Here is an 18,405-nt window from a genome sequence, read left to right on the forward strand (position 1 = left end):
GGGGCAGATGGGACACCTGCAATGATCAGCCCCGAGGGCACGGCGCCGGCCGAGCCCCCCCTGTCGTTCGACCTGTCCGGGGCCGCGACCGCCGTGATGGACGCGGCGGGCACGATCGTGGGGTGGACCGCGGCGGCGGAGCGGCTCCTGGGCCACCCGGCGTCCGAGGTCATCGGCGAGTCCGGCGCCGCGCTGCTGGCCGCCCCCGAGGAGGCCGCGCGGGCCGACGCCGTCATCGCGCGCTGCCGGGCGCAGGGGGGCTGGGGCGGCATGGTGGCGCTGCGGCACCGCGACGGGCGGCGCGTCCGGGTGGGCCTGCGCATCACCCCGCTGGCCGAGCGCTCGGGCGAGTCCTGCTGGCTGGTCTCCGCGGTGGATCTGGCCCGCACCCCCTCCTGGGCGATGGGCGGGGTGCTGGAGGCGTTCCTCACCCGGTCGCCGATAGGCATCGCCGTCCTCAACCCCGACCTGCGCTACATGTGGATGAACGACACCCTGGAGCGCTACGGCGGCATCCCGCGCGAGGAGCGGCTCGGCCGCCGCATGGCCGACTCGCTGCCCGGCCTGGACACCGACGCGCTGGAGACGCAGATGCGCCGGGTGCTGGAGACCGGCGTCCCGGTGATCGACTACGAGTACCGCGGCTGGACCCTGGCCGACCCGCACCGCGAGCACGCCTACTCCACCTCCTTCTTCCGGCTCGACGGCGCCGACGGCGACGTGATCGGCGTGTGCTACATGGGCATGGACGTCACCGACCGGTGGCGGGCCCGCGAGCGCCTGGCCCTGCTCAACGAGGCGGGCGAGCGGATCGGCAGCACCCTGGACGTGATGCGCACCGCGCAGGAGCTGTGCGACTTCGCCGTGCCCCGCCTGGCCGACTTCGTCCATGTGGACCTGCTGGAGTGCGTGCTGCGCGGCGAGGAGCCGCCGCAGGAGCGGGGCCAGCGACTGCCCCCGTTCCGCCGTGCCGGGCTGCGCTCCATCCACGAGGGCAACCCGGAGTCCATCGCCGCCGCCGGCGATCCGGTGGTGCTCCCCCCGGAGTCGCCGTTCGCCCGCTGTTTCCTCACCGGCCGCGCCCTGCTCGACCCCAACCTGGACGACCCCTCGACGGCCCGGTGGATCGACCCGGCCCGCGCCGAGAAGGTGCAGGAGTTCGGGCTGCGCTCGCTGATCGTGGCGCCGGTGTCCGCGCGCGGCACCGTGCTGGGCGTCGCCGCGTTCATCCGCTCCCGGCACCCGGACCCGTTCGAGGACGACGACGTGCTGCTGGCGGAGGAGCTGGTCAGCCGGGCCGCGCTGTGCGTGGACAACGCCCGCCGCTACACCCGCGAGCACACCGCGGCCCTGGCCCTCCAGCGCAGCCTGCTCCCCCACGAGCTGCGCGGCGGCACCGCCCTCGACGTCGCCTCCCGCTATCTGCCCGCGGACCTGCGCGACGGCGTCGGCGGCGACTGGTTCGACGTGATCCCGCTGTCCGGCGCGCGGATCGCCCTGGTGGTCGGCGACGTCGTCGGGCACGGCATCAACGCCGCCGCCACCATGGGCCGGCTCCGCACCGCCGTGCACACCCTGGCCGACATGGAGCTGCCGCCCGACGAGCTGCTCGCCCACCTCGACGACCTGGTGATACGGCTCACCGAGGAGAACGGCGAGGTGGACGACGAGGGCAGCCTGGCCACCACGGTCCTCGGCGCGACCTGCCTGTACGCGGTGTACGACCCGGTCACGCGGCGGTGCGCGATGGCGCGGGCCGGGCACCCGCCGCCCGCGATCGTGGACCCCGACGGCGGGGTGGTCTTCCCCAGCCTGCCCGCCGGGCCGCCGCTGGGCCTGGGCGCGCTGCCGTTCGAGTCGATGGAGTTCGACCTGCCCGAGGGCAGCCTGATCGCGCTGTACACCGACGGGTTGATCGAGACCTCGGACCAGGACATCGACGTGGGCCTGGAGCGGCTGAGCAACGCGCTGGCCGCGCAGCCGGGGCTGCCGCTGGAGCAACTGTGCCAGGCGGTGCTGGACACCCTGCTCACCTCGGCGCCGTCCGACGACGTCGCCCTGCTGCTGGCCCGCACCCGCGCGCTGGGCCACGGCAACGTCGCCTCCTGGGACCTGCCGGCGGACCCGGCGGTCGTGGCCAGCACCCGGTCGCTGGCCCTGCGCCAGTTGGCCGAGTGGGACCTGGAGAGCCTGGCGATGACCACGGAGCTGGTGGTCAGCGAACTGGTCACCAACGCCATACGGCACGGCGAGGGGCCGATCCGGCTGCGGCTGATCCGGCACGACTCGCTGATCTGCGAGGTCTCCGACACCTCCAGCACCTCGCCGCGCCTGCGCCACGCCCGCACCACCGACGAGGGCGGGCGCGGCCTGTTCCTCGTCGCCCAGCTCACCCGCCGCTGGGGCACCAGGTACACCGAGAACGGCAAGCTCATCTGGGCGGAGCAGGACCTGCCCCCGCAGGGGTGAGCGCGCCCGCGGAGGCAGGTCCGGTCAGCGGGTCACGGCGTGCCGGAGGGCTCGGGCAGCGCGGTGGAGGTGGACACCGGGGTGCCGAGGTTCGGCGTGCCGTCCGGATTCCAGTTCACCTTCTGCACCCGGGTGGTGCGGGTGCCGCTGCACCCGTCCGTGGAGCGGGAGTTGGCGTGGTAGGCGATCCAGATCTCCTTGCCGTCGGGCGACGGGAAGAAGAAGTTGTGGCCGGGCCCGTACACGCCGGCGGCGTCGTTGCGCTGGAACACCGGGTTGGGGAACTTGCGCCAGGCGCCGGACGCCAGCGGGTCACTGCCGGTCAGCTCCATCAGGCCGAGCTTGTAGTCCGGGGTGTTGCAGTGCGAGGCGGAGTAGGTGAGGAAGGTCCGCCCGTTGCGCTGGAGGATCACCGGGCCCTCGTTCACCGACCCGCCCTGCTTCTCCCAGGCGTGGGTGGGGGTGGCGATCCGCACGGCCCGGCCGGTGGGGGTCCACGGGTTGCTCATCCGCACCGCGTACATGTTCTGCGTGCCGCCCTCCCAGAAGGAGTAGAGCATGTACAGGCGGCCGTCCGGCATGGACAGATAGCTGCTGTCGATCATCCAGCGATTGTCCCCGTACGGATCGACCTGGCCCTTGTAGGTGTACGGGCCCATGGGGTCGTTGCCCGCGCTCTCCAGGACGTGGACGTGCTGGTGGTCGATGTTGGCGGAGATGCCCGCGCTGTACGTGAGGTACCAGCGCAGGCCGTTGGGGCCGTTGAGCCGGTGCAGCTCGGGCGCCCAGAAGTTGCAGCAGCGGGAGGCGACGGTCTCCCGGTAGACGGTCACCGGGGTGGCGGTCTTCAGCCCGCCCACCGTGGGTGACCTGCGGATCTCCCAGTGGGAGGCCCAGGTGGTGCCGAGGTGGTAGTAGTACCCGTTGTAGCGGATCATCGTCGGGTCGGCGCCGTTCTGGCTGACGACCGGGTTGGTGAACGTCCCGGCGAGCGCGGCCCGGGCGGCGGCGGGCGGGGCGCCGGGGGCGGAGTCGGCGGCCCGGGCGCTGCCGGTCTGGAGCAGCGCGACGAGCGCCAGCAGCGCGGCCGCGAGGAGCGGCAGGGCGCGGACGCGGGTGGGGGGGCGTGCGGGGGTGGATGGCGGGGTGGATTCGGGGGTCATATGACGGCTCCAACGGTTCGAAATATCGAACACTCTTCGCTATCTCGAATGAACGTAGAGTCACGACAGGTTCACGTCAACCCCTCGGCCTGGGGTCGGGAGGGTGGACGTGCGAGGTCGTGGGACTGGTGGGGCTGTGAGGGCCGTGGGGCCGGGGGTGGCGGGGCCGGGGCCGGGGGCGGCGGGGCTGTGGGGCCCGGGGGACGCCGTGCCCGGGAGCGGGCGCGGGCGGGAGGCACGGCCGCGCGGTGCCGGGGAGCCGCCGCGGGCCGGGGAGGGGGCTCGCGTACGGTGGCGGGGACGCGGGACGGGGCGCACACGAGCCCCGGCGGCGCGCGCCGGTGGGCGCGGCCGTCCGCGCGGAACCCAGGGAGAAGGAAAGGCGCCGTGGAGCAACGGGAAATCGGCAGGACCGGGCAGCGGCTGTCCGTCGTCGGCCTCGGCACGTGGCAGCTCGGGGCCGATTGGGGCGAGGTGCGCGAGGAGGACGCCCTCGCCGTGCTGGACGCCGCGGTGGCGAGCGGGGTGACGTTCCTCGACACGGCGGACGTCTACGGCGACGGCCGCAGCGAGCGGCTGATCGGCCGGTATCTGCGGGAGCACCCCGGCGCCGGGGTGGTGGTGGCCACCAAGATGGGCCGCCGGGCCCCGCTGGACCCGGCGCTGTACACGCTGGACAACTTCCGCGCGTGGACGGACCGCTCCCGGGAGAACCTGGGCGTGGAGACCCTGGACCTGGTGCAGTTGCACTGCCCGCCGACGCCGGTGTACTCCTCCGACGCGGTGTTCGACGCGCTGGACACCCTGGTGGCCGAGGGCAGGGTCCGGGCGTACGGGGTGAGCGTGGAGACCTGCGAGGAGGCGCTGACCGCCATCGCCCGGCCGGGGACGGCCAGCGTGCAGATCATCCTCAACCCGTTCCGCCTCAAGCCGCTGGAGCGGGTGCTGCCCGCCGCCCGCGAGGCCGGGGTGGGGATCATCGCCCGGGTGCCGCTGGCCTCCGGGCTGCTGTCCGGCCGGTACACCAAGGACACCGTGTTCGGGCCCGACGACCACCGCACCTACAACCGCCACGGCGAGGCGTTCGACCGCGGCGAGACGTTCTCCGGCGTGGACTACGCCACGGGCGTGGAGGCGGCGGCCGAGTTCGCCGCCCTGCTGCCCGACGGGGTGAGCCCCGCGGCCGGGGCGCTGCGGTGGATCGTCCAGCAGCCCGGCGTCACCACGGTCATCCCCGGCGCCCGCACCCCGGACCAGGCCCGCGCCAACGCGGAGGCGGCGGCGCTGCCCGGGCTCGGGGACGCGGTGCTCGACGGAGTGCGGCGGCTGTACGACGAGCGGATCCGGGAGCAGGTCCACCACCTGTGGTGAGCCCCCGCGGGGGCGCCGCGGGCCGCCGTCAGGCGCGCAGGCCCCGGCGCCCCTCGCGGGAGCCCCGGTAGGCCGCCTCGCGCAGCGCCCGCAGCCGCGGGGTGGGGTGCAGCTCGGGCAGGCCGTGCGCGTACACGTCGAAGCCCGGGGTGACCCGCGGCGGGCCGGGCAGGGGGCGCTCCAGGGTGAGCACCGCGAAGGTGCGCCACGGCTCGTCCGGCCCGGCCGCACGCAGGTCGAACACCAGGGGCGCGCGGTCCAGCGCCCGGCGCACCGCGGGCACGCGGGCGGGCACGGCCCGGTCCCGGTGCGGGAAGGCGGCCAGCACCAGGGGGCGGCCCCCGACGTGGTACGCCATCAGGCTGGAGTAGGGGCCCGCCAGGGCGTCGCCGCACGGCCGGGGCAGGTGCCGGGACAGGCGCCCCGGCCCCGCGGTGGTCAGCAGCAGGTCGAGCGGCCGCCCCGGCCCCCCGGCGCCCTCCACCCGCACGGCGAGCCCCAGCCCGTCCGGCAGCCCGGCGGGCAGCCCCGCGGCCCGGGACCAGCGGGCGGTGACGGGGTACCGGCCGGGCTCGTCCAGCAGCGCCACACCCCACGGCGGGGCGGCCCCGCCGGGCACCTGGAGCGCCCCGCAGCACAGCACCCCCACCGGGTGCAGCGCGGGCCCGCCCCGCAGCCGCGCCACCCCCCGGAACCCGGCGTACGCCCACCGCGCCACCACCGCCCCGGATCCCGCCGTCTCGCCCATGCCCGTCCCCGCTCCGTCCCGTGACACCACCCGGCGTCACATTCCCGTGGATAACGAACATATCCCTCACTCCGGTTCACCTCCCGGCTGACGTGCGCAGGGGCCGCTCGGCGCCCCTGCGCCCACGGCGGGACGGGATTCCTCCGGAGACCAGGGGCTCCGCCCCCGGTGCGGGCTCCTCCGTGCACCCCGGCCCCGCGGCGGCGGGGCCGGGCCCGGGGCCGACAATGGACGGCATGGCCCGACGTTCCCCCCGCCGTTCCGCCGTGCCCGTTGGCGCGGCGCGCATCCCGACGTGCCCGTGTGGGCTGCCCGCTCCCTACCGGGACTGCTGTGGTCGGCTGCATCGCGGTGAGGCGGCGGCGGCGACCGCGGAGGAGTTGATGCGGTCGCGGTTCAGCGCGTTCGCCGTGCGCGACGAGGCGTATCTGCTGCGGAGCTGGCACCCGTCCACCCGGCCGCCGCGCGTGGAGTTCGACCCGGCGGTGCGCTGGACGGGTCTCGAGGTGCTGGGCACCACCGCCGGCAGCCCGTCCCACACCGAGGGCACGGTGGAGTTCCGTGCCCGGTACACCGCCCGGGGCCGGGCCGGGGAGCTGCGCGAGAACAGCTCCTTCGTGCGGCACGAGGGGGCGTGGGTGTACCTGGACGGGGCCGTCGATGGCTGAGGCGGCGGCCGGGCGCGCCCCCGCCGCCCGGGCCGCCCTGGCCCGCGCCGCGGGCGCGTTCCGGGTGGACGTCACCTTCGCGGTGATGGGCGCCGTCCTCCTCGCCGACACGGTGGCGCTGTTCCCGCGCGGCGCGGCGGCGGGCGACCCGCGGATCTGGATCGGGTCCGCGGCGTCCGCCGTGGGGTGGCTGATGCTCGGGTTCCGGCACCGACGGCCGGTGGCCGTGGCGGCGGTGGTGCTGGCCGCCATGATCACGCACTACGACCGGATGCCCGTGGACGGGGCGACGGCGGGCGTGGCGTTCATGGTCGCCCTGTACTCCGTCGCCCACGCCGGGCGGACCGTCGCGGTGCTGGCCCTCGCGGGGCTGGTGATGGCGGTGATCGCCACCGACGAGCTGCTGCTGTCCGACGGGCGGCGGGAGCTGGGCAACATGACGATCGCGCTGCTCGGCGGCTGGTTCTTCAGCGTGGTGGCGTTCGGGCAGGCGATGCGGGCGCGGCAGGCGTACCAGCGGGAGGCCGAGCAGCGGGCGCTGGCCGCGGAGCGGGAGCGGGACGTGCGGGCCCGCCAGTCGGCCACCGAGGAGCGGCTGCGGATCGCCCGGGAGCTGCACGACGTGCTGGGGCACAGCATCTCGCTGATCAGCGTGCAGTCCGGGGCCGCGCTGCACCGGGCGGCCAGGCGGCCGGGCGAGACGGCGGAGCTGGTGGCCGCGCTGGAGTCCGTGCGGGACACCAGCAAGGAGGCGCTGCGCGAGCTGCGGGCCACCCTCGGGGTGCTGCGGCAGGTGGACGAGGCCGCGCCCACCGCGCCCGCGGCGGGGCTGGAGCGCGTCGGGGAGCTGGCGGAGCGGGCCGGGGCCGCGGGGCTGCGGGTGACCGTGGCCACGTCGGGCGAGCCGCCGGTGGTGCCGCCGCAGATCTCGCTGGCCGCGTACCGGATCGTCCAGGAGTCCCTGACCAACGTCACCCGGCACGCCCAGGCGGCCCGGGCTTCGGTGGAGGTCGTGTACGCGCCGGGCGAGCTGCGGCTGCGGGTGGAGGACGACGGGTGCGGGGCGGCGGACGGCGCGGCGCCGGGCAGCGGCATCACCGGGATGGCGGAGCGGGCCAGGGCGCTGGGCGGGGAGCTGACGGCCCGCAGCACCGGCTCGGGCTTCGCGGTCGCCGCCCGGCTGCCGCTGCCCCGGCCGGGTGCCGGGCCCGCCGCGCCGGGTCCCGCGGCCTGACGCGGCGCCGGCTCCCCTACGCTGTCGCCCATGACCCCCGCCCCCATCCGCGTGCTGATCGCCGACGACCACCGGCTGGTCCGGGCCGGGTTCCGGTCCATCCTGGAGGACGAGGACGACATCGAGGTGGTCGGGGAGGCGTCCACCGGCGCCGAGGCCGTCGCCCTGGCGCACGAGCTGCGGCCGGACGTGGTGCTGATGGACATCAGGATGCCGGAGGAGGACGGCCTGGCCGCCACCCGGCGGATCGTCTCCGACGAGCGCCTGGCCGGGGTGCGGGTGCTGGTGCTGACCACCTTCGACGTGGACGACTACGTCTACGGCGCGCTGCGCGCGGGCGCCTCGGGCTTCCTGGTGAAGGACACCGAGCCGATGGAGCTGCTGCACGGGGTCCGGGTCTGCGCCCGCGGCGACGCGCTGATCGCGCCGACGGTGACCCGGCGGCTGATCGCCGAGTTCGCCGTCCGGGCCCGGCAGCCGGACCCGAGCCCGCGGCTGAACGCGCTGACCGACCGGGAGCGCGAGGTGCTGGTCCTGGTCGGCGAGGGGCTCACCAACGACGAGATCGCCCGGCGCCTGGTGCTCAGCCCGGCTACCGCGAAGACGCACGTCAGCCGGGTGATGACCAAGCTGGGCGCCCGGGACCGGGTGCAGTTGGTCGTCCTGGCCTACGAGACCGGCCTGGTCACGCCAGGCTGGCTGGGCTGAGCCCGCGCCGCCCGCAGGCGGCGGCCCGTACTCCCCCGGGCGTACCGCCGTCCCACGGGCGGAGTACGGCCCCGCCCGCGCGGCGCTCCCGATGCGGTACCCCGGTGCCCTCCGGGAGGTGACGCGCCGCCGCACACCCCGCGCCGAGTGTGGGAGGCGTGCGCTCGACCGAGCGCCGCATCCGCACTCGACACCGGGGAAACCACCGCGATGACCGTCACCGAACGACAGACCGCCGCCGCACCGCCGGGCCCCCGGCCGGGCGGGTTCGCGCGCCTCGCCGGATTCGCCCACCGGCGCAGGTGGCTCGCCCTGCTGTGCTGGCTGGCCGTGCTCGCCGGGGTGTGGGCGGGCGCGTCGCTGGCGGGCAGCGACTACCGGGAGGACTTCTCCCTGCCGGGCACCGAGTCCCAGCGGGCCGCCGACCTGCTGGCGGAGCACGGCTCGGACCAGGCGGGGGACACCGCGCAGCTCGTGCTGCGGGCCCCCGCCGGGCTGCGGGACGCGGGCACCGAGCGGCGTGTGGAGCGCATGCTGGACGAGGTCGCCGAGCTGCCGAAGGTCGCCGCGGTGCGCGGCCCCTACCAGGACGCCGCCGCGATCGCGCCGGACGGCACCATCGGGTACGCCACGGTGGTGCTGACGGTGCCCTCCGAGCAGATGACCCGCGCCGACAGCGAGGCGCTGTACGACACCGCGCGGGAGGCCGAGAACGCGGGCCTCCGGGTGGAGTTCGGCGGCGACGCGGCGCGGCTGCTGGCCGAGGGCGAGGGCGGCACCGCGGAGGCGGTGGGCCTGCTGGCGGCGCTCGTCATCCTCGTCCTGATGTTCGGCACGGTGATCGCCGCCGGGCTGCCGATCGTCACCGCGGTGTTCGCCGTCGGCACCACGCTCGGCGCCGTGGTGCTCGCCTCGCACCTGTTCACCATCGCCGACTACACGCCGTACGTGATGATGCTGGTCGGGCTGGGCGTGGGCATCGACTACGCGCTGCTGATCTTCGCCCGCTACCGCGCGGAGCTGGTCGCCGGCGCCCCGCCCGAGCGGGCCGCGGTCGCGGCGCTGGACGCGGCGGGACGCACCGCGGTGTTCGCCGGGTGCACGGTCATCGTGGCGCTGCTCGGCCTGGTCGCCCTCGGGCTCGGCTCGCTCCAGGGCATGGCGCTGTCGGTGGCGCTGACGGTGCTGGTCACCATGGCGGCGTCGGTGACGCTGCTGCCCGCGCTGCTCGGCGTGTTCGGCGAGCGGTTCGCCCGGCAGTTCCGGGCGCGCGCGGCGAAGCGGGCCGCCCGCGGCAGGGCGCCGCAGGGACAGGTGTGGCGGCGCCTGGGCGACGCGGTGCAGCGCCGTCCGCTGGCCGCGCTGCTGCTGGCCGGGGTGGCCCTGGGGGCGCTGGCCGCGCCCGCGCTGGGGATGCGCCTGGGCTTCGCCGACGCGGGCAACGACGCGCCGCACACCACCAGCAGGCAGGCGTACGACCTGCTGTCCGAGGGCTTCGGGCCCGGGTTCAACGGGCCGCTCGTGGTGGTCGCCGACGGCGGGGACGGCGGTGCGCGGCGCGCCGGCGCGGCGGTGGCGCGGGCCCTGGAGGGCACCGAGGGGGTGCGGGCCGCCGCTCCGCCCTCGGTCACCGAGGACGGCCGCGTGGCCACCGTCGTCGTCTTCCCCGACTCCGCGCCGCAGGACGAGGAGACCTCCGAGCTGGTGACGCGGCTGCGCGACGACGTGCTGCCCGCCGTGGAGGAGCGCACCGGCGCCCGGTACCTGGTCGGCGGGGCGACCGCGGCGACCGAGGACTACTCGGCGAAGGTCGCGGCGCGGATGCCGGTGTTCGTGGCGATCGTGGTCGGGGTGTCGGTGCTGCTGCTCGCGGCGGTGTTCCGGTCGGTGCTGATCCCGCTGAAGGCGGCGCTGCTGAACCTGCTGAGCATCGGGGCGGCGCTCGGCGCGATGACCCTGGTGTTCCAGCACGGGATGTTCGGGGTCGAGCCGGGGCCGATCGAGGCGTATCTGCCGGTGATGGTGTTCGCGATCGTGTTCGGCCTGTCGATGGACTACGAGATCTTCCTGGTGGCGCGGATGCGCGAGGAGTGGCAGCGCACCGGCGACCACGTGCTGGCGGTCCGCGAGGGCCTGGCGCACACCGGGTCGGTGATCAGCGCGGCGGGCGCGATCATGATCGTGGTGTTCGGGGCGTTCATGCTCTCCCCGGAGCGGATGCTCCAGCAGACCGGCTTCGGCATGGCGGTGGCGATCCTGGTGGACGCGCTGATCATCCGCTGCCTGGTCGTCCCCGCGGCGATGCGCCTGATGGGCCGCCGCGCCTGGTGGCTGCCCGCCCCGCTGGCCCGCCTCCTGCCGAAGCTGGACCTGGAACGCCCCTGAGCGGCACCGGGGCCGGGGCCGGGCGGGCTCACCCCGCCCGGCCCCGCGGGTCAGGGGCGGGGGATGTTGCGCAGGTTGGCGCGGGCGAGTTGGAGCATGCGGCCCACGCCGCCGTTGAGGACCAGCTTGCTGGAGGAGACGGCGAAGCCGCCGACCTGCTTGCCGGTGATGTGCGGCGGGATGGACAGGGCGTTGGGGTCGGTGACGACGTCCACCAGCGCGGGCCCGTCGTGGTCGAACGCCTCGCGCAGCGCGTCCCGCACCCCGCGCGGATCCTCCACCCGCACCCCGTGCGCCCCCATCGCCCGCGCCACCGCGGCGAAGTCCGGGTGCGGCAGGAACGCCTGGTACGGGCACGTACGTTGCGCCGCCTCATCGGCCCACGTCCGCGTACACAACAGCGCCCCCGGCATGACCACCAGCCAGGGGCGCTGTCTACCGCTCCGTCGAACTCGGCAACCAGCGGGCGGGTTCTACGGGGTGCTCAGCCGTACCTGAGCGCGACGGCCATGTAGGCCGCGCAGAACGCGCCGAGCACCGTCAGGAACAGGAGCGGACCGACGAGCGTCGACATCCGGCGTCTCACGGGCGCCCCCGGTGGGGGTTGCCCTCCGCGGGCTGCACCTGCCACCCGATGTCGACGCGGAACGTGTAGGCGCGGTGCGTCGGGTTCAGCCCCGTGTGCTTGATCGCCCACATTTCCAGCGGCGCCGTCTCGTCGACGACCGGCGAGGAGGACCGGCCGCAGTCCGGTGCCGTGCACAACACCGTCATGGTCATCCTCGGTGTGCCCTCGTCGGTGGGGCTGAGGGTCCAATTGGCGTGGGCGAGTATGGTCCGCGGCGTCACCGGAGCACCGCCTCGTTGCAGTCGGCCGCCCAGTTCTCCCGCCGCACGGCGTCGCGCAGGCCCTCGCTGGGTGGAATCACCTGCACGTCCGCGGACCGCGCGGGCCACACCTGGCCGCCCGTCACCGGCTTCAGAAGTACGGTGCCCCGCTCGTCGTCGACCACCCGGCCGACCCGCTCCCCGTCGCGGGCGAACATGCCGCGACCCAGTTTGACCAGGTTCACTGCCTCCTCCCCGCGGGGTTGTCGGCGCGCTGCTCGGGGGCGGCGCCGTAGTCGGAGAGGAAGCGCACCTTGAACCCCTCTCGCCGAATCCGCTGCTCGAACTGGAGCGCCACGGCCGGAGTGAGGCTGAGGCAGTCCCGGGACGACGTCAGCACGACGATCGGACCCCTGAACCCGCGCTTCCGGGTGGTCCGCGCCTCGTCGAGCAGCGTGTCCAGCGACGGCCGGACGGTCACCGTCGTGGCGTTGCCGCCCGTGTCGGCGTGGCGCCCCAGGACCACCCATCCGCGCTCCGCCGCGAACGCCTGACAGTCGTCGAGTCGCTGGTGCAGGGCCGAAGACTGCGCGTCCTTCTCGTGGTCATAGAGGAAGGCCACCGTGTTCTCCGAATCGATCCCGCTACGGTTCTCGATCAGATCCGGCTTCCTGGGGCTCACTGCGCGGCCCCCTTCCGGATGAGATCCGCCATCTGCCCGACGACGGCCGGCGGCGCCGAACCGAGGTCGACGTGTTCCGCGGGGTAGTCCGTTCCGGTCGCGAGCTGGATCCCGAGCCCCGCCAGCGTGAGGCCCGCCTCCCCCAACGCGTCGCGGAGGTCCAACATCGCGTCACGCGCCGTCAGCGCGGGGGTGTGGAGGCTCATCGCGACCCCCACTCGTTCATGCGGACGATAAGATCACTCACGTCATCAGCTCCCTGTTGGCTGGTGGCCACGCCCCGGGACCGGTCGCACGGTCGCCGGGGTCCGTCGTGTATGGACATCCTTCGCTCTGTACTGAGAAACGGGGAGTTGACGGGAGTTGACCTACGCTTGGAACGTCAACAGTCAACGCCACGGAGCGCCAAATGACGGAGTTCTCGACAACCGCTCGTACCGCCCTGGCAAACAAGGGCATCTCTGTTCGCGCGGCGGCCCGTGCGCTCAACTATGACGTCGCCTACCTCTCCCGGGCGTTGAACGGGAAGCAGGCTCCCTCTCCGAAGCTGGCCGAAGGGTTAGACCAGCTCGTCCAGGCCGGCGGAGAACTGGTTCGGCTGGCCGCCGCCGTCACGTCTGACGACCGTGATCGGATCGCGCGCAGTGCCGCCCAGCCTTCCCGAGTGGACGGCGGCACGGTGCGCGCCCTTGCCGCCCTGTTGGCCGCTCAACGCCGCATGGAAGACGCGACAGGCCCCAGCGCGGTCCTGCCTGCCACAACTGTGCAGCTCAAGACCATCAGCGCCATGGTCAAGGACGCGCGGGGAGTACATCGGCGAGAGCTCGTCGACGTCGCGGGGCAGTGGGCGACGTTCGTTGGTTGGCTGCACGTAGCTACCGGGCAGCACCGCCTAGCGTCGGTGCGCTTCAACGACGCTGCCGACTTCGCGGCCGAATCGGGAAACACGTCCTTGACCTCATCCATCCTCGCGTTCAAGGCGTACGCGGCGGGGAAGCGCGGGGACCCTGCGGCGAAGGAAGGGCTCACAGCGGCGGCACGGCGGGTAGGTGACGTGCATCCTGCGCTACAGGTCTACAACGCATTTCAGCACGCACGCGCCTTCGCAGAGCTGGGGGAGCCAGACGAGGGAAAGCGCATTCTGGATGAGGCAGCCGGGATGCTGGACACAGTCACCCGATTCGGTGATCTCCCGCCGTGGGGGTACTGGTACACGGCACCGTTCTTCAAACTCCAGATCGGCATCACACACGCGCGGCTAGGTAACATAGAGGTGGCAGCCGACCTGATCACGTCGGGGCTCAACGAGCTACCCGAAGACCAACGCAACGCACAGTGGACCGGGGAATTTATCGCCGCTCTCGACCAGCCCTCCCCTGCGTAAGCGTCTCTTGCGGCTAACGGAGAGGGCTGCTGTTGGCCTTGCTCCACCCGGACCACGACGCCGAGCGGCACCGGGCCTCGTACACGTCCAGCGCCGGGCGCACCATATAGCTGCTCCGTCTCGACATCCCGCCGCGGGCCCCCGAGGGCCGGGCGGGGCCGGTCCCCCGCCCGGCCCCGCGGCGTGCCCGGTCCCGCGGGTCAGGGGCGGGGGATGTTGCGCAGGTTGGCGCGGGCGAGTTGGAGCATGCGGCCCACGCCGCCGTTGAGGACCAGCTTGCTGGAGGAGACGGCGAAGCCGCCGACCTGCTTGCCGGTGATGTGCGGCGGGATGGACAGGGCGTTGGGGTCGGTGACGACGTCCACCAGCGCGGGCCCGTCGTGGTCGAACGCCTCGCGCAGCGCGTCCCGCACCCCGCGCGGATCCTCCACCCGCACCCCGTGCGCCCCCATCGCCCGCGCCACCGCGGCGAAGTCCGGGTTGCGGTAGCCGGTGGCGTGCGGCGGGAGCCCGGCCACCATCATCTCCAGGTCGATCATGCCGAGGGCGGAGTTGTTGAACAGCACGACCTTCACCGGCAGGCCGTACTGCACCAGGGTGAGGAAGTCGCCCATCAGCATGGTGAACCCGCCGTCGCCGGACATCGACACCACCTGCCGCCCGGGCTGCTCGAACTGCGCGCCGATGGCCTGCGGCAGCGCGTTGGCCATCGAGCCGTGCGTGAACGAGCCGATCACCCGCCGCCTGCCGTTCGGGGTGAGGTAGCGCGCCGCCCACACGTTGCACATCCCGGTGTCCACGGTGAACACCGCGTCGTCCGCGGCCTCCTCGTCCAGCACGGCGGCCACGTACTCGGGGTGGATCGGCACGTGCTTGTCCACGTCGCGCGTGTACGCCCCGACGACGCCCTCCAGCGCCTCGGCGTGCCGGGCCAGCATGCGGTCCAGGAAGCGGCGGTCGGTCTTCTCCGCGACCCTCGGGGTGAGGCAGGCCAGCGTCTCCTTGACGTCGCCCCAGATCGCCAGGGCCGGCTTGGCGCGGCGGCCCAGGTGCTCGGGGCGGATGTCCACCTGCACGATCGGCACGTCGTCGGGCAGGAACGCCTGGTACGGGAAGTCGGTGCCGAGCAGGATCAGCAGGTCGGCCTCGTGCATCGCGTCGTAGCAGGCGCCGTAGCCGAGCAGCCCGGACATGCCGACGTCGAAGGGGTTGTCCCACTGGATGTGCTCCTTGCCGCGCAGGGAGTGCCCCACCGGGGCCTTGACCCGCTCGGCGAACGCCATCACCTCCTCGTGCGCCCCCTCGGTGCCGCTGCCGCAGAACAGGGTGACCCTGCGCGCGCCGTCCACCATCTCCGCCAGCCGGTCCAGGTCCGCCTCCCCCGGGCGCACGGACGGGCGCCGCGCGGTCGGCGGCAGGTCCGCCGCCGCGTCGGGGGCCTGCTTGGCCGCCACGTCGCCCGGCAGGCTGAGCACCGCCACCCCGGAGCGGCCCAGGGCGTGCTGGATCGCGGTCTGGGCGGCGCGCGGCATCTGCTCGGGCACGGAGACCAGTTCGGAGTAGTGGCTGCACTCGGCGAACGTGCGGTCCGGGTGGGTCTCCTGGAAGTAGCCGCTGCCGACCTCGGCGCTGGGGATGTGGGCGGCGATCGCCAGCACCGGGGCCATGCTGCGGTGCGCGTCGTACAGGCCGTTGACCAGGTGCAGGTTGCCGGGGCCGCAGCTTCCCGCGCACACCGCGAGCCTGCCGGTGAGCTGCGCCTCCGCGCCGGCCGCGAACGCCCCGGCCTCCTCGTGGCGCACCTGCACCCACTCGATGCCCGCGGTGCGGCGCACGGCGTCCACCACCGGGTTGAGGCTGTCCCCGACGACTCCGTAGATGCGCCGCACCCCCGCCTCGATCAGCAAGTGGACGAGCTGCTCCGCGACGGTCTGCTTGGCCATGGCTGCGAACCTTCCTCGTGCCGTGCGTCCGAGGCCGGTGTCCCGGGCGCTGAAGGTCCTCATTCCCCCATCCGCGGCCGCTCATGATCGTGCCCGGCGCGTCCGGGTCACGGCGGGGCGCCGCGGCGCGGTCCTGGGCCCGCCGCGCGCCCGGGCGGGCGGCGGGAGAGGGGGTGACAACGGTCACACCCGCCGCCCCCGGCGTGGGCGTTCCGGCGGAAGTCGCCCTATTCTCGCCCTTACCACCCATGCACCCTTCACGCGGCACGGAGTGATCATTCATGGGCGAACACGTACACGTCCGCCACCCTCACGGCTACGGCGTCTCGGAGGACGGCGAGCTGGTCGAGCTGTCCCGCTGCCGCTGCGGTGCCACCTGGACGCGCACCCACCGGGCGGAGGACGGCGCTCCGGAGTGACGACACGCGGGGCCCAGGGCACCGGAAGGCGGAACTCCGGTGATTCGCCCGGATCGTTACCCGGTGACCTGGGCTTTTCTCTTGACACCGCCCCGCGTGGCCGAGTTTCATCTCCGTCCACGAATCCACCGCCGCACCAGCCGGGCTCCAGACACCCGGACTGCCCGGACCCCACCGGAATCCGGGCGGCTCCGGAGCTTTCCGCGTGCCCGCGGGTCCGGGGGTGCCCACCAGGGAGAGACAGGGCCGTGCCGCACTCCACCCCACCGATCCGGGGGCTCAGCCGCACCACCGGCCCGTCCGCCCGCGCGACGTCATGACCCCGAGGACGACGATGCCATCACGGACCGGCGCCCGGCGCCGTCTGGGCTCCATCCGGGTCTCGCTGGTGCTGCTGGCGCTGGTGCCCGGTGTCACCCTGACCGCGATGTGGGGCGTGACCACGGCCCGGCTGTTCACCGAGGGCCTGGAGCTGCGGTCCCAGACCAGCCTGAGCAGGTCCACCGGCGCCCTGGGCACCGAGGTGACGTTCGCCCTCCAGGCCGAGCGCCGCCAGACCGCCCGGTGGCTGGCGTCCCGCAACCCGAACGCCAAGGCCGCGCTGGACGAGCAGCGCAAGCGCACGGACGAGGCGGTGCGGGCCCTGGCGGGCCGGCTGGGCCGGGTGGGCGACGCCCCGGAGCGGGTCAAGGACCGGCTGCACTCCATCACCGGCGCCGCGCAGAGCCTGTCGTTCTACCGCACCCAGGCCGACCGGCCCGCCCGCATCGACGGCCGCCAGGTGCTCGGCCAGTACACCGAGGTCGTCAACGCCCAGATCGCCGCCTTCCAGGAACTGACCCAGGTGGACGACGGCGGTCTGACCTCGCGGGCCGCGCCGCTGGTGGCCCTCGGGCACGCCGCCGAGCTGGCCTCGCGCCAGGACGCGCTGCTGACCCTGGCCCGGGCGGACGGCAGGCTGGACGGGGACGAGCTCGCCGAGCTCACCGCGGCGGCGGGCAGCAGGCGATGGCTCGTCAGCACCCAGATCCGGCCCTTCCTGACCGGCGACGCCCGGGGCAGGTTCGAGGCGCTCGCCGACAGCGGCGCCTGGCGGACCATGGAGGCGGTCGAGGACGGCCTGCTGACCGCGCGCGCCGCCGGCGGCGCGGACGGCGAGGACGGCGTCCGCCCGCCGGGCTCTCCCGGCGAGTGGCGCGCGGCGATGGACCGGGTCTCCGCCGAGCAGGGCCAGTTGATCCAGGACCAGGTCGCCGGGCTCCTCGACCGCAGCGGCGACGTCGCCCGCGACCTGCTGACCAAGGCGGCCTGGGTGAGCGCCGGCGGGCTGGCCGCGGTGCTGCTCACGGTGCTGCTGTCCTGGCGGATCACCCGCTCCCTGTCACGGCGGCTGAGCGGTCTGCACACCGCGCTGCGGCGCGCCGAGACCCGGCTGCCCGAGCTGGTGGGCCGGCTGCACCGCGGGGAGCGGGTGGACGTGGACGCCGAGGCCCCGGAGCTGGACTACGGCACCGACGAACTCGGGCAGGTCGCGCAGGCGTTCAACGCGGCGCAGCGCACCGCCGTCAGCAGCGCGGTGGAGCTCGGCGCGGCCAGGAGCGGCTTCCAGCGGGTGATCCTGGGCGTGGCCCGGCACTCGCAGAACCTGGTGAACCGCCAGTTGGCGCTGCTGGACCGGCTGGAGCGCGAGCACCAGGACCCGGAGCTGCTGAAGGGCCTGTACGAGCTGGACTCCACGGCGAGCCAACTGCGGCGCTACGAGGAGAACCTGGTCGTCATCACCGGCGGGCAGCCCGGCAGGCGCTGGAAGGAGCCGGTGGCGGTGGTGGACGTGCTGCGCGGCGCGGTCGGCGAGGTCGCCGAGTACCAGCGCGTCTCCGTCCACGTCGGCGAGGACGTGTGGCTGGCGCCGCACGCGGTCGCCGACGTCATCCACCTGCTGGCCGAGCTGATCGAGAACGCGACCGCCTACTCGCCGCCGCCGAGCCCGGTGCGGGTGCGGGTGGACGTGGTCGTCAAGGGCCTGGCCATCGAGGTGGAGGACCAGGGCCTCGGCATGGCGGAGGAGGAGTACGCGGCGCTGAACCGGCAGCTCGCCGAGCCGCCCCCGCTGGACGTGGTGGCCCTCGCCGACGACCTCAGGCTCGGCATGTTCGTGATCGGCCGGCTCGCCGCCAAGCACCGCGTCGCCGTCACCCTGCGCCCCTCGGTGTACGGCGGCACGTCCGCGATCGTGCTGGTCCCCGACGAGGTCGTGGTGCGCGAGGCGCCGGAGGAGCCGGAGCCGGTGGCGGCGCGGGCGGACGCCGGGCGGGCCCGCGGGGCCGCGCTGCCGCGCCGCAGGTCCCTGGCCGCCGCCCCGGCGCTGCGGGTGGCCGGGAGCGGCGGCGGCGCGGCGGAGCG

At 74.5% G+C, this 18,405-nt stretch carries 17 protein-coding genes; 9 read left to right on the forward strand and 8 right to left on the reverse strand.

Annotated features, from left to right (window positions below):
- Positions 1 to 21: 21 nt before the first annotated feature.
- Complete coding sequence (locus ACYVO2_RS08810; protein WP_461007068.1) at positions 22 to 2,469, forward strand: SpoIIE family protein phosphatase; 2,448 nt, start codon at positions 22 to 24, stop codon at positions 2,467 to 2,469.
- A 32-nt stretch (positions 2,470 to 2,501) separates the two neighbouring features.
- On the opposite strand, the gene ACYVO2_RS08815 is transcribed toward ACYVO2_RS08810, so the two are convergent.
- Complete coding sequence (locus tag ACYVO2_RS08815; RefSeq protein ID WP_461007069.1) at positions 2,502 to 3,632, reverse strand: glycoside hydrolase family 43 protein; 1,131 nt, start codon at positions 3,630 to 3,632, stop codon at positions 2,502 to 2,504.
- A 387-nt stretch (positions 3,633 to 4,019) separates the two neighbouring features.
- On the opposite strand from ACYVO2_RS08815, the gene ACYVO2_RS08820 reads away from it, so the two are divergent.
- Positions 4,020 to 5,003, forward strand: a complete 984-nt coding sequence (locus ACYVO2_RS08820; protein ID WP_461007070.1) for an aldo/keto reductase — start codon at positions 4,020 to 4,022, stop codon at positions 5,001 to 5,003.
- Between the two features lie 28 nt (positions 5,004 to 5,031).
- On the opposite strand, the gene ACYVO2_RS08825 is transcribed toward ACYVO2_RS08820, so the two are convergent.
- Positions 5,032 to 5,751: a phosphodiesterase gene (locus ACYVO2_RS08825; RefSeq protein ID WP_461007071.1), complete on the reverse strand. Its 720-nt coding sequence runs from the start codon at positions 5,749 to 5,751 to the stop codon at positions 5,032 to 5,034.
- Between the two features lie 236 nt (positions 5,752 to 5,987).
- On the opposite strand from ACYVO2_RS08825, the gene ACYVO2_RS08830 reads away from it, so the two are divergent.
- The 4 genes from ACYVO2_RS08830 (at position 5,988) to ACYVO2_RS08845 (ending at position 10,746) form a co-directional block, all read left to right on the forward strand.
- Positions 5,988 to 6,419 (forward strand): YchJ family protein, encoded by a 432-nt coding sequence (locus ACYVO2_RS08830; RefSeq protein ID WP_461007072.1) that lies wholly within the window; start codon positions 5,988 to 5,990, stop codon positions 6,417 to 6,419.
- Positions 6,412 to 7,653 carry a sensor histidine kinase gene (locus tag ACYVO2_RS08835; protein ID WP_461007073.1) on the forward strand — a complete coding sequence of 414 codons (1,242 nt, stop codon included), beginning with the start codon at positions 6,412 to 6,414 and terminating at the stop codon, positions 7,651 to 7,653. The genes ACYVO2_RS08830 and ACYVO2_RS08835 overlap by 8 nt, the downstream gene beginning before the upstream one ends.
- Positions 7,654 to 7,683: 30 nt before the next feature.
- Positions 7,684 to 8,361 (forward strand): response regulator, encoded by a 678-nt coding sequence (locus ACYVO2_RS08840; RefSeq protein ID WP_461007074.1) that lies wholly within the window; start codon positions 7,684 to 7,686, stop codon positions 8,359 to 8,361.
- Between the two features lie 210 nt (positions 8,362 to 8,571).
- Entirely contained in the window at positions 8,572 to 10,746 is a 2,175-nt protein-coding gene (locus ACYVO2_RS08845) for an MMPL family transporter (RefSeq protein ID WP_461007075.1), read from the forward strand.
- Positions 10,747 to 10,796: 50 nt separating this feature from the next.
- On the opposite strand, the gene ACYVO2_RS08850 is transcribed toward ACYVO2_RS08845, so the two are convergent.
- The 5 genes from ACYVO2_RS08850 to ACYVO2_RS08870 all read right to left on the reverse strand — a co-directional run bounded on the left by ACYVO2_RS08850 (position 10,797) and on the right by ACYVO2_RS08870 (position 12,462).
- The gene (locus tag ACYVO2_RS08850; protein WP_461007076.1) at positions 10,797 to 11,159 is read right to left on the reverse strand and encodes a thiamine pyrophosphate-dependent enzyme; all 363 of its coding nucleotides are present in this window, start codon (positions 11,157 to 11,159) and stop codon (positions 10,797 to 10,799) included.
- A gap of 169 nt (positions 11,160 to 11,328) precedes the next feature.
- Positions 11,329 to 11,595: a DUF7848 domain-containing protein gene (locus tag ACYVO2_RS08855; protein ID WP_461007077.1), complete on the reverse strand. Its 267-nt coding sequence runs from the start codon at positions 11,593 to 11,595 to the stop codon at positions 11,329 to 11,331.
- On the reverse strand, positions 11,592 to 11,819 hold the full coding sequence (locus tag ACYVO2_RS08860) for a hypothetical protein (protein ID WP_461007078.1): 228 nt from the start codon (positions 11,817 to 11,819) through the stop codon (positions 11,592 to 11,594). Before ACYVO2_RS08860 ends, ACYVO2_RS08855 begins: the two co-directional genes overlap by 4 nt.
- Complete coding sequence (locus ACYVO2_RS08865; RefSeq protein WP_461007079.1) at positions 11,816 to 12,256, reverse strand: recombinase family protein; 441 nt, start codon at positions 12,254 to 12,256, stop codon at positions 11,816 to 11,818. Before ACYVO2_RS08865 ends, ACYVO2_RS08860 begins: the two co-directional genes overlap by 4 nt.
- On the reverse strand, positions 12,253 to 12,462 hold the full coding sequence (locus ACYVO2_RS08870) for a hypothetical protein (protein ID WP_461007080.1): 210 nt from the start codon (positions 12,460 to 12,462) through the stop codon (positions 12,253 to 12,255). Before ACYVO2_RS08870 ends, ACYVO2_RS08865 begins: the two co-directional genes overlap by 4 nt.
- Before the next feature lie 203 nt (positions 12,463 to 12,665).
- Between ACYVO2_RS08870 and ACYVO2_RS08875 the strand changes: the two genes are divergently transcribed.
- Positions 12,666 to 13,640: a helix-turn-helix domain-containing protein gene (locus ACYVO2_RS08875; RefSeq protein ID WP_461007081.1), complete on the forward strand. Its 975-nt coding sequence runs from the start codon at positions 12,666 to 12,668 to the stop codon at positions 13,638 to 13,640.
- Between the two features lie 200 nt (positions 13,641 to 13,840).
- On the opposite strand, the gene ACYVO2_RS08880 is transcribed toward ACYVO2_RS08875, so the two are convergent.
- Positions 13,841 to 15,583 (reverse strand): pyruvate dehydrogenase, encoded by a 1,743-nt coding sequence (locus tag ACYVO2_RS08880; RefSeq protein WP_461007082.1) that lies wholly within the window; start codon positions 15,581 to 15,583, stop codon positions 13,841 to 13,843.
- A gap of 281 nt (positions 15,584 to 15,864) precedes the next feature.
- Between ACYVO2_RS08880 and ACYVO2_RS08885 the strand changes: the two genes are divergently transcribed.
- Entirely contained in the window at positions 15,865 to 16,002 is a 138-nt protein-coding gene (locus ACYVO2_RS08885; protein WP_461007083.1) for a hypothetical protein, read from the forward strand.
- A gap of 334 nt (positions 16,003 to 16,336) precedes the next feature.
- On the forward strand, positions 16,337 to 18,405 hold a 2,069-nt coding region (locus tag ACYVO2_RS08890), incomplete at its 3' end, for a sensor histidine kinase (protein ID WP_461007084.1).

The organism is Streptomyces capparidis (assembly GCF_054782095.1).

What these genes read in the sequence shown, in the direction of transcription:
- ACYVO2_RS08810 (WP_461007068.1), top strand. Translation starts at nt 22, where the DNA reads ATGATCAGCCCCGAGGGCACGGCGCCGGCCGAGCCCCCCCTGTCGTTC.
- ACYVO2_RS08815 (WP_461007069.1), bottom strand. Translation starts at nt 3,632, where the DNA reads ATGACCCCCGAATCCACCCCGCCATCCACCCCCGCACGCCCCCCCACC.
- ACYVO2_RS08825 (WP_461007071.1), bottom strand. Translation starts at nt 5,751, where the DNA reads ATGGGCGAGACGGCGGGATCCGGGGCGGTGGTGGCGCGGTGGGCGTAC.
- ACYVO2_RS08830 (WP_461007072.1), top strand. Translation starts at nt 5,988, where the DNA reads ATGGCCCGACGTTCCCCCCGCCGTTCCGCCGTGCCCGTTGGCGCGGCG.
- ACYVO2_RS08835 (WP_461007073.1), top strand. Translation starts at nt 6,412, where the DNA reads ATGGCTGAGGCGGCGGCCGGGCGCGCCCCCGCCGCCCGGGCCGCCCTG.
- ACYVO2_RS08840 (WP_461007074.1), top strand. Translation starts at nt 7,684, where the DNA reads ATGACCCCCGCCCCCATCCGCGTGCTGATCGCCGACGACCACCGGCTG.
- ACYVO2_RS08845 (WP_461007075.1), top strand. Translation starts at nt 8,572, where the DNA reads ATGACCGTCACCGAACGACAGACCGCCGCCGCACCGCCGGGCCCCCGG.
- ACYVO2_RS08850 (WP_461007076.1), bottom strand. Translation starts at nt 11,159, where the DNA reads ATGCCGGGGGCGCTGTTGTGTACGCGGACGTGGGCCGATGAGGCGGCG.
- ACYVO2_RS08870 (WP_461007080.1), bottom strand. Translation starts at nt 12,462, where the DNA reads ATGAGCCTCCACACCCCCGCGCTGACGGCGCGTGACGCGATGTTGGAC.
- ACYVO2_RS08875 (WP_461007081.1), top strand. Translation starts at nt 12,666, where the DNA reads ATGACGGAGTTCTCGACAACCGCTCGTACCGCCCTGGCAAACAAGGGC.
- ACYVO2_RS08880 (WP_461007082.1), bottom strand. Translation starts at nt 15,583, where the DNA reads ATGGCCAAGCAGACCGTCGCGGAGCAGCTCGTCCACTTGCTGATCGAG.
- ACYVO2_RS08885 (WP_461007083.1), top strand. Translation starts at nt 15,865, where the DNA reads ATGGGCGAACACGTACACGTCCGCCACCCTCACGGCTACGGCGTCTCG.